Genomic DNA, 14,583 nt, shown 5'->3' on the forward strand with positions numbered 1-14,583 from the left:
GCTTCTGGCGTGACAAGCGAATTTGCCTTCATCGAAGCGCTGCGCGCGATTGCCACCGATCCGGCCGCGCGCGGGCTCGATGACGATGCTGCCGTCATCGAAATCGGCGGAGAAAAACTGGTCCTGACCATGGATACCATGGTCGATTCGGTGCATTTCCTGCCCGACGATCCGCCGGCCGACGTCGCGTGGAAGCTGGTCGCCGTCAACGTTTCAGACCTTGCCGCGAAAGGCGCAGAGCCTCTTGGCTGCCTATTTTCCCATGCACTTGGCGAAGATGGCTGGGACACTGCGTTCCTTGCCGGTCTCAAGGCCGCTGCCGAACATTTCGCAATTCCCCTGCTTGGCGGCGACACGGTGCGCATGCCCGAAGGCGCGCCGCGCAGTTTCTCGCTGACCGCCCTGGGACGTGGGCCCCGTGACTGCCCGGTTCCCTCGCGTTCGGGCGCGCAGCCGGGCGACCGGGTGTGGGTCAGCGGTACGATCGGCGATTCAGGTCTGGGCCTCGCAGTGCTGAACGGGACGCTCAAGAGCGACGCGGTCGTTCCCGAGCATGCACGCTGGCTGGGCGAACGTTACCGCCGCCCCGCTCCCGTCCCCGCGCTGGGCATGGCGCTTGCCTCCATGGTCAATGCGATGATGGACATTTCCGACGGCCTGCTCGTCGATGCGCGGCGCATGGCCGATGCCAGCGCGGCGCGGATTGTGCTGGGCCTCGAAAGCGTGCCGCTCTCGCGGGCCTTGCGCGAAACCGCCGGACAGGACCGCGCGGCCCGTCTCGCCGCGGTCACGGCCGGGGACGACTACTGCCTGCTGTTCACTGCACCGCCGGAAAGAACGGCCCGAATTCGCGAACTGGCAGCGGGCCTGGGCTGCGAGGTGAACGCGGTGGGCATCGTCGTGAAAGGCGATGGACTGACGCTCATGCACGACGACCAGCCAGTCCCCCTGCCCGATCGTCTCGGCTACCAGCACTGACATTCCGGCCCGCTGCAAGTCGATGAACAGTCCGCAAGCGACTGGAACAAGGCGCTTGCCAGTATCGAGGCTTGTCTATAGCCCTTGCCACTTCGAGCGGGAAAACTCGCCGAAATAAAGGAACTCTTTGGGAAGGGGGCGTTCTGTGAGTCTAGTCACGATCGCAATAGGCCTCGGACTTCTGGCCATTATCTATGGCCTGGAGACCAGTAGGCAAGTGCTGGTCAATTCGACCGGCAACGAAAAGATGCAGGAAATTGCAGCAGCCATTCAGGAAGGCGCACAGGCCTACCTGAAGCGGCAATATTCCACGATCGCACTGGTCGGCATCGTCGTCGCGATAATCATCGCGGTTACGCTGGGCACGATTTCGGCCGTAGCCTTCGTCGTCGGCGCCGTCCTGTCGGGCGTAGCCGGTTTCGTCGGCATGAACATTTCCGTCCGCGCCAACGTGCGCACCGCCGCTGCAGCCCAGGAAGGATTGCAACAGGGGCTGACACTGGCTTTCCGCGCCGGCGCGATTACCGGCCTGCTTGTGGCGGGCCTGGCCCTGCTCGCGATTTCGGTCCTGTTCTGGTACCTGACCGGACCGGCCGGATTTGGTGTCGGCGGCGAAGACCGCACCGTCGTACAGGCGCTGACCGCCCTGGCCTTCGGCGCTTCGCTGATCTCGATCTTCGCACGCCTTGGCGGCGGCATCTTCACCAAGGCCGCGGATGTCGGCGCCGACCTTGTCGGCAAGGTCGAGGCCGGAATTCCCGAAGACGATCCACGCAACCCTGCCGTGATCGCCGACAACGTGGGCGACAACGTGGGCGATTGCGCCGGCATGGCCGCCGACCTGTTCGAGACTTATGTCGTTACCGTCGGCGCGACGATGATCCTCACCGCGCTGCTCATGAAGAACCTCGGCGAAGTGCTCATCCAGATGATGTCGCTGCCGCTTCTGATCGGCGGTGTGTGCATCGTAACGTCGATCATCGGCACCTATTTCGTCCGCCTTGGCAAGTCGAACAACATCATGGGCGCCATGTACAAGGGCTTCCTGGTCACCGCCGTCCTGTCGGTTCCGGCGATCTGGTGGTCGATCAGCTTTGCCCTCGGCAGCATGGAAGCCCCGATCGGCGATGCCGACTTCAACGGCCGCTCGCTGTTCTACTGCGCGCTGCTGGGCCTTGTCATCACCGGCCTCATCATCTGGATAACCGAGTACTACACCGGCACGAACTTCCGGCCGGTCAGGTCGATTGCCAAGGCGTCGGTCACCGGTCACGGCACCAACGTGATCCAGGGCCTTGCCGTCAGCCTTGAGGCAACTGCCCTGCCGACCATCGTCATCGTCGCCGGCATCATCATGGCTCACCAGCTCGCGGGCCTGCTCGGGATTGCCTATGCAGCCACCGCAATGCTGGCGCTGGCCGGCATGGTCGTGGCGCTCGATGCCTATGGTCCGGTCACCGACAATGCCGGCGGCATTGCCGAAATGGCCGGCATGGACGACGAGGTCCGCGAAAAGACCGACGCGCTCGATGCCGTAGGCAACACCACCAAGGCCGTTACCAAGGGTTATGCCATCGGCTCGGCTGGCCTCGCCGCACTGGTGCTCTTCGCCGCCTATACGACCGACTTGCGGGAGTTCTTCCCGGGGCTGACCGTCAACTTCAGTCTCGAGAATCCCTACGTCATCGTCGGCCTGCTGCTCGGCGCGCTCCTGCCCTATCTCTTCGGAGCCATGGGCATGACCGCGGTGGGCCGCGCGGCGGGTGACGTCGTCGTCGATGTGCGCGACCAGTTCGCCAAGAACAAGGGCATCATGGAGGGTACTTCGAAGCCCGACTATGCCCGCACGGTCGATCTCGTCACCAAGGCAGCGATCAAGGAGATGATCGTCCCCTCGCTGCTGCCGGTGCTGGCGCCGATCGTGGTCTACTACGTGATCACGGCGGTGGCCGGGAGCGAGAACGGCTTTGCCGCTCTGGGCGCACTGCTGCTGGGCGTGATCGTCGGCGGCCTGTTCGTCGCACTCTCGATGACCTCGGGCGGCGGCGCATGGGACAATGCCAAGAAGTACATCGAGGACGGCAACTACGGCGGCAAGGGCTCCGAAGCCCACAAGGCCGCCGTCACCGGCGACACCGTGGGCGATCCTTACAAGGATACTGCGGGGCCGGCCGTCAACCCGATGATCAAGATCACGAACATCGTGGCATTGCTGCTGCTGGCAGCGCTCGCCGCGGGATAGAATTTACCACACGACGGTAAGACTGCGGGTCTGCCGGGACATCCGGCAGGCCCGTTTTTCTGTCCGCTTCCCGGCACAGCAGGGTGAATGGCCATCGTTAGCAATTCCTTGAAGGAAAACCGTTAGGTCGACCTGAAGAAATCCCTGCTCGCTTGAAGTGGAAGTTCAGGACAGTGGCCAGCCTGCCCAAGGAGGAACGCACGCGCCCGGTCTCGGCGACCGAAACCGCATACCTGCGTCCCGATGCCGGAACGCTGAACTGCATCGACTGGCGCGACCTGGAGCGCGAGATCGCAGCTTGGGAAGGCCTTGCGCGCGAAGCCAGCGAACCCAATCCCTTCTTCGAAAGCTGGTATCTGCTGCCGGCGCTGCGGCATTTGCCCGGCAGCGATCAGGTCGGCATACTGCGCTTCGAGCGCGGCGGCCGCCTCACGGGGCTCCTGCCGGTCCTGCGTGAGAAACGCTACTATCGCTGGCCGGTCCCCCAGATCTCAAGCTGGCTGCACGCCAACTGCTTTTGCGGCGCGCCGCTGGTCGCACGGGGAAGCGAGCGCGAATTCTGGCGGGCCATGCTCGAATGGGCCGATCGCAGCCCCGGTGCAGCCCTGTTCATGCACTTGCGCGCCATGCCGCTCGGTACTCCGCTGCACCGTGCCCTCGAAGACGAACTGACCCAGCAGAACCGGCTGGTCGAACTCGTTCACCTCGAACATCGGGCGATGCTGGCATCCAATCTGGCACCCCAGGCCTATCTCGATGCGTCGCTTTCCACCAAGAAGCGCAAGGAGCTGCGCCGTCAGGCCAAGCGCCTCGCCGACGAAGGCGAACTCGCCGTGATCCGCCAAGGCGATGCCGAAGGGATCGCGGCATGGTGCGATGCCTTCCTCTCGCTCGAAACGTCTGGCTGGAAGGGCAAGGCCGGCTCTGCCCTAGCCTGCGATCCGGCGACGCAAGCACTGTTCCGTGAAAGCCTGGAGGGTGCTGCGTCTTGCGCTAGGCTGGAGCGGCTGACGCTGACGCTCGACGGCAGACCGCTGGCGATGCTGGCCACGTTCCTCGCTCCGCCGGGGGCCTTCTCGTACAAGACCGCCTTCGATGAAGCCTACGCGCGCTTCTCGCCCGGTGTGCTGCTGCAGCGGGAGAACCTGGAGATGCTCGCGCGACAGGACATCGACTGGACGGACAGTTGCGCCGCCGCCGACCATCCGATGATCGACCACTTCTGGCGCGAGCGCCGTCCGGTCGGGCGTCTCTCCATTGCGATCGGCGGACGCCTGCGCCGCGCCGCCTTCCGCCAATTCGTGCGCGCCGAAACCGCACGCAATCCCTCAGGAACATCTTCATGAGCGTCTTCCCGCCCAGCGTCCGCGCGACTTTTGCGTCCAATTACCCGGAGATCCCGCACAAACTGGTCCATGCACTCGGAGACCACCCGCTGATGGAACTCGGGGCGCTCGCCGACCTTGCCGAATCGCTGCCGCAAGCTTCGATCGAGTACAACGCAGGCAACCAGCCCATCGGCATAGACGGCAAACCCGAGGCGACCGGAATTCCTATCGGCGAGACGATCCGCACGATCGTGACGAGCAATTCCTGGGCCGCGCTCAAGAACATCGAGCAGCATCCTGCCTACGCCGCCCTACTGGAGGAATTGCTGGGCGAACTGCGCCCGCAGATCGAGGCGAAGACCGGACGCATGCTCAGGACACAGGGCTTCATCTTCGTGACCTCGGCAGGCGGCGTGACGCCCTATCACTTCGATCCGGAGCACAATATCCTGCTGCAGGTGCGCGGTTCCAAGGTCATGACCCAGTTTCCCGCCGGGGACGCCCGCTATGCGCCGGACGAGGTGCACGAAACCTATCACACCGGCGGGGGGCGTGAATTGCGCTGGAGCAGCGACCTGATCTCGGGAGGTCGGGAATTCGCGATCACCGCGGGCGAAGCGCTGTTCGTGCCGGTGATGGCGCCACATTTCGTCCGGAATGGACCGGAGCCTTCGGTCTCGCTGTCGATTACCTGGCGCTCCGAATGGAGTTTCGCCGAAGCCGATGCCCGTGCCTTCAATGGCTTGCTGCGCAAGTACGGTCTGAGGCCCCGCTGCCCGGGACGCTGGCCCGCCCGTAATCTGGCCAAGGCCTATGGCTGGAGAGTGGCGCGCAAGTTGGGCGCGCGATAACGCCTACCAATTAATAACCGTTCGCAGAAACGGTATGCCCCCTGCACAAGTTCGTGGCCACCTGCTAGAAGATTTCGGGGAGCACAGGGGTGTACCATGTCCGAAGTTAGCAGTTTCAATCAGGTCGAGCCTTTCCCTCAGGCATCGAGAGCAAACTCTATTGCCGAAGAGCTTGGCAAATTACTTGAAGTACTGAAATCTGAATTTCCCAAGGCCATCAAGGTCTTCTTCGAATTCGACGGCAAGCTGAAGTTGCATATCGACGTGCGCACCGGCGAGGAAGTCTCCACTGCCTCGGCTCGGCTGGGGAGCCTGTGCGGCGGGATCTTCGTGAACATCCATAACGGAGCGACTCCGCACCACCCCTTCTTCCACCGCGTGACGGCCGAAGTGCACCGCTGACGGAAATTCCACGGTTCAACCGTTCGGGTGATAGAAGTCGTAGATCGTCTGCGCGACGGCCTTGCTGACACCCGGCGCCCTCTGCAGGTCTTCCAGGCTGGCCGCCCGCACTTTCCCCGCCGTACCGAAATGCAGGAGCAGCGCCCGCTTGCGCGCGGGGCCGATGCCCGGGATTTCGTCTAGCGGACTGGCTGAAATGGCGCGGCTGCGCTTTGCCCGATGCGCGCCGATCGCATAGCGGTGGACCTCATCGCGCAGGCGCTGCAAATGAAACAGCAGCGGCGAATTGACCGGCAGCATCTTTTCGCGGCCATCGGGAAAATGGAACACCTCTCGCCCCTCGCGGCCGTGGTGCGGCCCCTTGGCAATGGCGACAAGCGGCACATCCTCGATGCCCAGTTCCTCAAGCGCGTCCTTGACCGAACTCATCTGTCCCTTGCCGCCGTCGATCAGCACCAGATCGGGCCAGGTCCCGCTTTCGCGCTCGGGATCTTCCTCTTGCGCTCGGCCGAAGCGACGGGTCATCACCTCGCGCATCATTGCATAGTCGTCGTCGGTCTGGGCCGACTTGATATTGAACTTGCGGTACTGGTTCTTGAGGAAGCCCTCGGGCCCGGCAACGACCATCGCGCCCAGCGCCTTGGTGCCCTGAATGTGGCTGTTGTCGTAGACTTCGATGCGCTGCGGCACGTCCGGCAGTTCGAGGAACTCTGCCAGTTCGCGCAGGATCTTCGCCTGCGTGCCCCGCTCGGCAAGGCGACGGTCGAGCGCCTCTTCCGCATTGCGATGGGCCTGCGCCATCAGTCTCTTGCGATTGCCGCGCTGGGGAACGGAGATCTCGACCCTGCCGCCCGCCAGTTCGCGGAAGGCTTCCGCCAGAAGGTCCGCCTCGGGCAATTCACGGTCGACGAGAATGGTGCGCGCTGGCGGCACTTCCTCATAGAACTGGGCAAGGAAGCTCTGCATGACTTCTTCTTCGGACAGCCCATCGGTGTGCGTGGGAAAGAAGGCCCGGTGCCCCCAGTTCTGGCCGCCGCGGATGAAGAAGGCCTGCACCCCGACATGGCCACCCTTGTTCGCCATCGCGAAGATATCGGCGTTGTCGAGCCCTTCCGCATTGATCGCCTGGCTACCCTGGATGAACGTGGCGGCGCGCAACCTGTCGCGCAGCATGGCCGCGCGTTCGAAGTCCAGCGCTTCTGCCGCCTCAGCCATCTGCGATTCGATCTTGCGCTGCACCGCGTTCGACTTGCCGCCAAGGAAGTCCTTCGCTTCCTGCACCAGTTCGGCATAGCCCGCCTCGTCGATCCGGTCGACGCATGGGGCCGAACAGCGCTTGATCTGGTAGAGGAGGCAGGGCCGGTCGCGCCGGGAAAAGAAGCTGTCGGTGCAACTGCGCAGCAGGAACAGTTTCTGCAGCGCATTGATCGTCGTGTTCACCGATCCCGCGCTGGCGAAGGGGCCAAAGTAATTGCCCTTGGCCTTGCGCGCGCCGCGATGCTTCATGATTCGCGGAAAGGCGTGGTCCGCGCGCAGCAGAATGAACGGGAACGATTTGTCGTCGCGCAGCAGCACGTTGTAGGCCGGACGAAAGCGCTTGATCAGCTGCGCTTCGAGCAGCAGCGCCTCGGCCTCGGAATTGGTCGTGACGATCGTCATCGACCGGGTCTGGCTGACCATGCGCTGCAAACGGCTGGGCAGCCTTTCCCACTGCACGTAGTTGGCCACGCGGTTCTTGAGTGCGCGCGCCTTGCCGACATAGAGCACTTCGCCGCGCGCATCCTGCATGCGATAGACACCCGGCTTGTGCGGCAGGGTGCGCACCGTGTCGCGGATCACTTCGGCACCGGCCTGCAGGTCGGGCTTGTCCGACCCGCGCACGGTCGTCGCCGCCCGCTCCTCGTTGAAGCGTTCGAGGCCCTTGGGGTGATCGGGTGTTCCGGCTGGTGTTCGCGCCATGCCCGCCAGATAGGACATGGTGCGCAGGAGCGGTAGACCCGCGCACCATGTCTTCCTCAACTGAAGCGGCGGTTCAGAACATCTTGCGGAAATCGATGCCCACGACACGGCCCTGCGGCTGGCGGTAGGCCGCCTGATAGGCCAGCGGCACAAGGCCGTTCTCGTCCGTCACCTTCTGGCGCGAGTCGAGCAGGTTGTCGGCGGTCAATGCGATGCGCGCACCCTTGAAGAACGGGGCCTTGGCGACAAGGTTCTCCATGCGCCCAAGGTCGACAAAAAACCTCGCGTCGAGGATGAAGGTGCTGCCGAAACGCAAGTCTGAGCTGCTGGGAAGACCGCTGCCGTTGACCTTGGCCGGAGCATTCCACTCGCCCTTGAGGCGCAGGCCGTAGCCGTTCTTGAACAGGCCGCCCTCCATCTCGATCGAATGACGCGGCACGCCGCCTGCGCTGATCGCATCGCCGGCCAGTTCGTCCAGTTCCGGAACGCCCGGGGCGATGCGCACCCGGTCGACGAACCGCCAGGTGTGATAGACCGAGAGGTTCCAGCGCCCGCCACCCGGAGGACCGAAGCCCGAGCGTTGGCTGCCGCCACCGCCGGAGGACGATTCGCCGGACTGCTTCTTCTCCGCCGGCGCTGCGCCCGCTGGCGCGGCTCCTTGCGGAGGGGCACCGTTACTGCTGCACACCCGCTCGCGCATGGCGGCCAGGCGCGCCTTGTCCACCTGCCCATCGGGCCCCTTGAGCCGTTCGAGCATCGGTTCGGGCAGCTTCGAAAGATCGGGCTCGGAGCCACCGTCGGTGCAGACCGCCTGACGCAGCCTCGCGAAGCGCTCGGGATCGAAGCCGCCGGGAGCCCCCGGAGCTTCGGCCGAACAGACCCGCTGCTTCATCCTCTCGAGCTTTTCGGGATCGACCTTGCCGTCCGCGCCCACCAGGCGTTCGCGCATCCGCTCAGGCATGGCCGAGAGATCGGGCGATGCGCCCTCGCCCGCCGGTGCGCAAAGGCTCTTGCGCATGGCCTCGAAGCGCGAGGGATCGAAGCCGCCCCCCCCGGTAGGCGGAGGGCCGCCAGACAGCCCCGGCGGCGCAGGCGCTTCGCTTCGCACCGGGGGCGCCACGCGCGTTGGCCGGCCGCCCCCGCCACTGCCCGAAGCGCTGTCACTGCCCAGTTTGCCGGAAATATTGAAACCCCAGCGCATGCTCGAGGTCGACACCTCGTCGTAAGTGACCGCGCGCCGGTCGATGGCAATCAGGTTGCCAAAGGCGTCGCGCGTGACGCGTCCCGGGAACGCTGCTTCGATGGCGGGAGTCAGCAGCGGGAACGCCTTGGTGACGTCGCTGGACCGGTTGCGGAAGTATTCGACAATCAGGTTCGAACGATCGAGGAAGGGCAGCTGCCACGTCGCCGACAGCTTGATGTCGCGCTGCTTTTCCTTGACCAGATCGGGGTTGCCGCCGGTCGTGACCGTCACCAGCGAGGTCGTCGCATTGGTGAAGTCATAGACCGAGACATTGTAGGTCACGATGTTCGGCGCGCCGAGTTGCGAGAGCGACGGCGCGGCATCCTCGACGAGATAGCTCGCCTGGAAGGAAAGCTTGTCGGTCGGGTTCCAGGTCAGCCCCAGGTTCCAGTTCTTCAGCGTACCGAAGTCGGAGAGGTGATCGATTCCGCCGCCCAGGTTGAGCGTAAAATCGCCGATAGCGCCGAGGAAATCCTCGGCTCGGCTGGTGAGCGGCAGGGCGAGGTTGATCCCGCCCGACACATCCGATCGCTTGAGCGTGAAGGCGCCGACATCGGTGCGGGTGTCTTCGCTGGTGGTGCGGTTGAAATCGAACCCGCCATTGAGCGTCAGGTTGGCATCGCCGGCGGGCATCCGAAACGGCCGCCCGGACAGGGTCGTCAGCGTGGCGAGCGCCAGCGCGCGATTGCGCGCGACATCGACGCCCGCTCCGGGCACCGTGGGCAGCGCGCCGTCGATAGCCAGAGAGCCATCGGCCGCAGCGGCAACGAGGCCATCGGTATCGCGCCGCCTGTCCGTGCGCGTATTGGTGTCGGTGTAGCTGCCGTCCGCCGTGGTCGAGAACGTCCAGTCCCCGATCATCGTGTTGTAACCCAGCCCGCCTTCGAAGGTATCGATCACCGAACGGGTGGTCAGCGGATCGGGCAGCGTGCGGATCTCGCTGTCGCCGTTGTAGGTCAACATGACCGTGTCGAGGCCGGAAAGCGAGGTCGTCTGCTGATGCGTGTAGGCGCCATTGACGGTGATCGAGCCGTCGAGACCGCCCTCGCCGATGCCCTGCGTCATCGTGCCGTTCAACTCGAACGTCGAATCGGCATCGGCAAGGCTGCGATAGCGTGCCGGTTGCGGATCGCCGGAAACGGTCGGCTGGCCGGATGCGCTCTGCCGGATCCTGCGCTCGTCCTCGGTCAGCATCGTCGTCTCGGTCAACTTCGCGGAGAAGTTGTACCGGCGCGGTCCCGATATCTTGAAGACGCCGCCTTCCGCTTCGTAGTTGTCATAGCCACCGCGCGTCGGGACATTGTACTCGCCCGCGGCCATGATCGACGCGAAGTTGTCCTTCAGGATCATGTTGAGGACGCGCTGGTTGGCCGGATAGCCGAAGCGCAGGGCAACCTCTTCGGGCAGCACTTCCATGCGCCGGATGGCCTCGGGCGGGATTCGATGCAACTCGCGGAAGCTGGCGATGCGCTGACCGTTGACGAGAATCACCGGGCGTCCAGAGCCGCGTCCGCGCCCGCTGCCTGTCTGCGGCGAGATGGCCGCGATCAGGTCGGCGATCGAATCGGCGCCGTAGGCCGCGATGTCTTCCTCGTCGAAAGTCTGGACCGGCTGGTTGGGGACTTCGACCTGCCCGCGAATACGCGGGGCGACAACGACGATCTCGCTCGAATTGACTTCGATCGCATCATCATCCTCATCGATGATCGTGGCAGGAGCCGTAACCTGTGCGAAGGCCAGGGAAGGCAGGGATGCACCCGTAATCAGGGGAAGCCAAATGTGGGAACGCAAACAAATTTCTCCGCCAAAATACGCCTTCCCCATCCCATCGCGCTCTTGCCGGGAGTGGATTCAAGCCGCAAGCCGCGGCCGGGTAACAATTTGTCGCAAGTAACTTGCGCGCGAATGAACAAGCGAGGCTTCCCTTTTTCGCGAGTCGTAGCTATGGCGCGCCGCACTGTTGCAGCAAAACTACGGATATTGATCGCCGATGGCGAAAGAAGAACTTCTCGAGATGCGCGGCCGCGTTGTGGAACTGCTTCCCAACGCCATGTTCCGCGTCGAACTGGAAAACGGTCACGAGATCCTTGGCCATACCGCCGGCAAGATGCGCAAGAACCGCATCCGCGTGCTGGTTGGCGACGAAGTTCTCGTCGAACTGACGCCCTATGACCTTACCAAGGGGCGCATCACCTATCGCTTCATGCCCGGTCGCGGTGGCCCCGGTCAGTACTGAGGCCCTGTCCGTCGCCGGGACGCAAGCCGGTGACACCCGTGCTCACAGCCCACGGCTGATCCTCGCTTCGGCCAGCCCGCGCCGACGCGACCTGATCGCGCGCCTCGGCCTGCAGCCCGACGCCGTCATCGCTGCAGAGATCGACGAGACCCACGGACCGCGCGAATTGCCGCGCGTCTACGCCTGCCGCATGGCGCGCGAGAAGGCCATGGCCGTCGAGGCCGCCGACGCGCATGTGCTGGCCGGCGATACGGTCGTCGCCTGCGGACGGCGCATCCTGCCCAAGGCAGAAGACGAAAAGGCGGCGCGCGACTGCCTCGAACTGCTGTCCGGCCGGCGCCACCGCGTGCTCTCGGCGATCGCGCTCAAGGGACCTGACGGCACCTTGCGCGAGCGCCTGTCCGAAACGGTCGTGCGATTCAAGCCGCTCAGCCGCGAAGAGATCGAACATTACATCGCCGGCGGCGAGTGGCACGGCAAGGCTGGTGGCTACGCAATCCAGGGCAGCGCCGAGGGCCTGATCGCGTGGATCGGCGGTAGCCACTCGGGCGTCGTCGGCCTGCCCCTGTTCGAAACCCGCGCGCTGCTCAAGGCGGCAGGATTCCCGATTGGCTGAGTGGCTCGTCGAGGAAGGGATCGGGGAAACCCGGGCAGTTCTCGTCGAGGCCGGGCAAGTACTGGCCGCAAGGCTTGAGTGGCCCGGCTCGCTGGCAGCGGGCGAAACGGCCGATGCCACTCTGATTTCCCGAAGGAGCGGTGCCAAACGAGGCACGGTGCGCTTTGCCAGCGGCGAAGAGGCCCTGATCGACGGGCTTCCCGCCAATGCCAGCGAAGGCGCCAGCGTGCGCGCAACGATCACCCGCGCAGCCATTGCCGAGACCGGCCGCCTCAAGCGCGCCCAGGCCCGTTTCACGGACCGACCCGCCCGCCCCGCCCCGTCGCTTGCACAACGTCTGAGCGAGGACGGCGCACCGGTGCGCGTGGTAAGTCGCTTCCCGGACGATCCCTGGCCCGAAATCATCTCCGAAGCACTCGACGGCCTCATCGCCTTCGACGGCGGCTCGATCGTCGTCAGCCCGACGCCCGCCATGACCCTGATCGACATCGACGGCGCGATGGCTCCACGCATGCTCGCCCTCGCGGCCATTCCCGCCATCGCCACGGCCATCGGCCAGTTCGACCTCGCCGGTTCGATCGGCATCGACTTTCCCTCGCTGGAGCGCAAGGATGAGCGCCGCGACGTGGATGAAGCCCTTGCCGCTGCACTCGACCATTGGCCCCACCAGCGAACGGCGATGAACGGATTCGGTTTCGTCCAACTCGTGGCCCGGCTCGAACGCCCGTCGATTCTCCAGCGCGTGCGGCAGGAGCCTTGCGCAGCCAGCGCCAGACTGCTGCTGCGCCGCGCAGAGCAGGTCAGCGAACCCGGCGTGCTGCTGCTCAAGGCCCATCCACAGGTCTGCAACGCAATTGCGACTGCCTGGCAGGACGAACTGCAACGACGCACCGGGCGCCGGATTCGCATCGAACCGGACAGCAACCTTGCACTCGCCGGAGGATTCGCGCAGGCCGTGGCGTCATGACCCGTTCCGAACGCAAATGCCCGCTCTGTTCCAAACCCCGCACCGCCGAGCACAGCCCTTTCTGCTCGAAACGGTGCCGCGACCGCGACCTGTTGCAATGGCTGGACGATGGCTATGCCCTGCCCGGTCCGCCCAGCTTTTCGGATATTCCACAGGATGAATGAAAATTACTGAGCGATAGGGGGTTGCAAAGGTGCGCGAGCTTCGTCATAGGCCCGCCACCAACGCACGACGGGACGCAAACGCAACCGTCTCTGGCTTAGATGCCCGGGTAGCTCAGTTGGTAGAGCACATGACTGAAAATCATGGTGTCGGCGGTTCGATTCCGTCCCCGGGCACCACCACCTGAAAAAAACATAACTAAATCAATCCTTTTCGATCTGGTTGGACAGTTCAATTTCAAATGTGGACACGACGTTGGACAAAGCGCGGTCCGCGAGCATCGCACGATTGGCCGATGCGCGGTAGTGCGTGAACGTCTCTGCCTTGCGATGGCCGGTGATTGCCTGACCCTCGGCATCGGTCCCCCCGCTCTCGGCGATTCGGCGTGACGTTGCCTTGCGCAGGCCGTGCATCGAGCATTGCTCAAGCCCTGCCTCGTTGCACCACTTGCGCATGCGGTTGCCTAGTCCAGCGATGGAGAATGGCTTTCCGAATTGCGTGACGACGAGATGCTTGATCGGCGCAGCGGGCAATGCATCGAGCGCGGCCTTGGTTGTCGCCAGCAAAGGCACGGTAGCCTCATTGTTGCCCTTGGCGTGATCGACGGTGATTCGACCATCCCTGATATCGTCTCTGGTCAGTGTTGCCACATTACAGCGCCGCGCAGCGGTGTTGAGCGCCAGTTCCAGCGTCAGGCGAGCCATGGTGCCCAGCGCGTGTGCCTTGCGGTACTGAGCGATCTCGGCTTCCGTCCATGCGTGGTGCCCTTCTCCGTCCTCGTATGCGTCTGTCAGTCGCACAGGGTTGTCTGAGCGCCAGTTCAGCTTGATCGCATAGTCCATGAGGCCAGAGAGTACCTTGCGCAGCACGTTGGCTGCTGCGGGCGTGTCAGCCATGCCGGCGAATATCTTGTCGAGCCAAACGACAGTCACTGATTCGACAGGCCGCTCGCCATAGCGTCGCCCCTTACCGTCCGTGCGGTCGGTGAATCGTTCAAGAATGCGGCCCTGCACATGGCGGGTCTGCGCCTTCTTCTTCTGCCACTTCACCCCGGCCTTCATGCGCGCGACCAGATCGTCGATGCTCTTGGCCTTGGGTTGCCTTGGGGACTTTGCCTTGATCGGCGCGGCAGGGCCTTTCTCGATCATTTCAGCGTAGGCGCGGTGGAAATCGGCATCACCCGGCTTCCCGGGCAGATATGCGCTTTTCCAGCCAGCGCGGCGGAAGCGGTATCGTATCTTTCCATGCCGATCAGCGACCGCACGGACATTAGGCGGAAGGTCAGACATCATCGTCATCCCATGTTTCAACGGGCGCTGGCGGAATTGCCTCACCCGATTCGCCAAGGATGATCTCGATTCTCCCGTTCTTCAAATCCATCACGATCTTCGCATGCACGAACTTGGCCGCGGCGACGGCTTTTGCCGCGCGCTCCATATCGGCCTGCGTGATGCGAGCGGGGGCTGTCATTGGCGCACCATCTCATCAGGGTTGAGGTCAAAACGGACGCACAGGTCTTTTGCGACGGTGGCGCCCACGGCGAACGTGTCCATCACCGCGATCCAGCGCGGCTGGTACCCGCTTGACCTGCGCGGCTTG

The 14,583-nt window shown here is 64.2% G+C and carries 13 protein-coding genes and 1 tRNA gene; 10 read left to right on the forward strand and 4 right to left on the reverse strand.

Going from position 1 to position 14,583, the window contains the following annotated elements:
• Nucleotides 1-9: 9 nt before the first annotated feature.
• The 5 genes from thiL (at nt 10) to SPHV1_RS03900 (ending at nt 5,801) form a co-directional block, all read left to right on the forward strand.
• Nucleotides 10-978, forward strand: a complete 969-nt coding sequence (gene thiL / locus SPHV1_RS03880) for a thiamine-phosphate kinase (RefSeq protein WP_054944749.1) — start codon at nt 10-12, stop codon at nt 976-978.
• A 145-nt stretch (nt 979-1,123) separates the two neighbouring features.
• The gene (locus SPHV1_RS03885; RefSeq protein WP_054944750.1) at nt 1,124-3,220 is read left to right on the forward strand and encodes a sodium-translocating pyrophosphatase; all 2,097 of its coding nucleotides are present in this window, start codon (nt 1,124-1,126) and stop codon (nt 3,218-3,220) included.
• Between the two features lie 152 nt (nt 3,221-3,372).
• Entirely contained in the window at nt 3,373-4,566 is a 1,194-nt protein-coding gene (locus tag SPHV1_RS03890) for a GNAT family N-acetyltransferase (RefSeq protein ID WP_231634509.1), read from the forward strand.
• A complete protein-coding gene (locus SPHV1_RS03895) occupies nt 4,563-5,399 on the forward strand; it encodes a transcriptional regulator (RefSeq protein ID WP_054944752.1) in 837 nt (278 codons plus the stop codon). The genes SPHV1_RS03890 and SPHV1_RS03895 overlap by 4 nt, the downstream gene beginning before the upstream one ends.
• A gap of 96 nt (nt 5,400-5,495) precedes the next feature.
• The gene (locus tag SPHV1_RS03900) at nt 5,496-5,801 is read left to right on the forward strand and encodes a hypothetical protein (protein ID WP_054944753.1); all 306 of its coding nucleotides are present in this window, start codon (nt 5,496-5,498) and stop codon (nt 5,799-5,801) included.
• Nucleotides 5,802-5,816: 15 nt separating this feature from the next.
• On the opposite strand, the gene uvrC is transcribed toward SPHV1_RS03900, so the two are convergent.
• Entirely contained in the window at nt 5,817-7,760 is a 1,944-nt protein-coding gene (gene uvrC / locus SPHV1_RS03905) for an excinuclease ABC subunit UvrC (RefSeq protein ID WP_197277634.1), read from the reverse strand.
• 73 nt (nt 7,761-7,833) lie between these two features.
• On the reverse strand, nt 7,834-10,794 hold the full coding sequence (locus SPHV1_RS03910; protein WP_231634510.1) for a TonB-dependent receptor plug domain-containing protein: 2,961 nt from the start codon (nt 10,792-10,794) through the stop codon (nt 7,834-7,836).
• Between the two features lie 199 nt (nt 10,795-10,993).
• Here SPHV1_RS03910 and infA point away from each other — a divergent pair, with 199 nt between their 5' ends.
• From infA to SPHV1_RS03930, 5 genes are all read left to right on the forward strand, one after another.
• Nucleotides 10,994-11,239, forward strand: a complete 246-nt coding sequence (gene infA, locus SPHV1_RS03915) for a translation initiation factor IF-1 (RefSeq protein ID WP_007014967.1) — start codon at nt 10,994-10,996, stop codon at nt 11,237-11,239.
• Nucleotides 11,220-11,855, forward strand: a complete 636-nt coding sequence (locus SPHV1_RS03920) for a nucleoside triphosphate pyrophosphatase (protein WP_231634511.1) — start codon at nt 11,220-11,222, stop codon at nt 11,853-11,855. Before infA ends, SPHV1_RS03920 begins: the two co-directional genes overlap by 20 nt.
• Nucleotides 11,848-12,822: a ribonuclease gene (locus tag SPHV1_RS03925; RefSeq protein WP_054944756.1), complete on the forward strand. Its 975-nt coding sequence runs from the start codon at nt 11,848-11,850 to the stop codon at nt 12,820-12,822. Before SPHV1_RS03920 ends, SPHV1_RS03925 begins: the two co-directional genes overlap by 8 nt.
• Nucleotides 12,819-12,986, forward strand: coding sequence for a DNA gyrase inhibitor YacG (yacG, locus tag SPHV1_RS24260; RefSeq protein ID WP_079729670.1), 168 nt, complete (start codon nt 12,819-12,821; stop codon nt 12,984-12,986). Before SPHV1_RS03925 ends, yacG begins: the two co-directional genes overlap by 4 nt.
• A 101-nt stretch (nt 12,987-13,087) precedes the next feature.
• Nucleotides 13,088-13,163 (forward strand) — tRNA-Phe (locus SPHV1_RS03930).
• 24 nt (nt 13,164-13,187) lie between these two features.
• On the opposite strand, the gene SPHV1_RS03935 is transcribed toward SPHV1_RS03930, so the two are convergent.
• Nucleotides 13,188-14,273 (reverse strand): tyrosine-type recombinase/integrase, encoded by a 1,086-nt coding sequence (locus tag SPHV1_RS03935; protein ID WP_197277635.1) that lies wholly within the window; start codon nt 14,271-14,273, stop codon nt 13,188-13,190.
• Nucleotides 14,266-14,454: a hypothetical protein gene (locus SPHV1_RS24825; RefSeq protein ID WP_197277636.1), complete on the reverse strand. Its 189-nt coding sequence runs from the start codon at nt 14,452-14,454 to the stop codon at nt 14,266-14,268. The genes SPHV1_RS03935 and SPHV1_RS24825 overlap by 8 nt, the downstream gene beginning before the upstream one ends.
• Nucleotides 14,455-14,583 lie beyond the last annotated feature (129 nt).

The organism is Novosphingobium sp. KN65.2, from assembly GCF_001368935.1.
Taxonomy (GTDB): domain Bacteria; phylum Pseudomonadota; class Alphaproteobacteria; order Sphingomonadales; family Sphingomonadaceae; genus Novosphingobium; species Novosphingobium mathurense.

Coding starts and splice junctions, on each gene's coding strand:
- yacG (WP_079729670.1), top strand. CDS start 12,819: ATGACCCGTTCCGAACGCAAATGCCCGCTCTGTTCCAAACCCCGCACC.
- uvrC (WP_197277634.1), bottom strand. CDS start 7,760: ATGGCGCGAACACCAGCCGGAACACCCGATCACCCCAAGGGCCTCGAA.
- SPHV1_RS03895 (WP_054944752.1), top strand. CDS start 4,563: ATGAGCGTCTTCCCGCCCAGCGTCCGCGCGACTTTTGCGTCCAATTAC.
- SPHV1_RS03935 (WP_197277635.1), bottom strand. CDS start 14,273: ATGTCTGACCTTCCGCCTAATGTCCGTGCGGTCGCTGATCGGCATGGA.
- SPHV1_RS24825 (WP_197277636.1), bottom strand. CDS start 14,454: ATGACAGCCCCCGCTCGCATCACGCAGGCCGATATGGAGCGCGCGGCA.
- SPHV1_RS03900 (WP_054944753.1), top strand. CDS start 5,496: ATGTCCGAAGTTAGCAGTTTCAATCAGGTCGAGCCTTTCCCTCAGGCA.
- infA (WP_007014967.1), top strand. CDS start 10,994: ATGGCGAAAGAAGAACTTCTCGAGATGCGCGGCCGCGTTGTGGAACTG.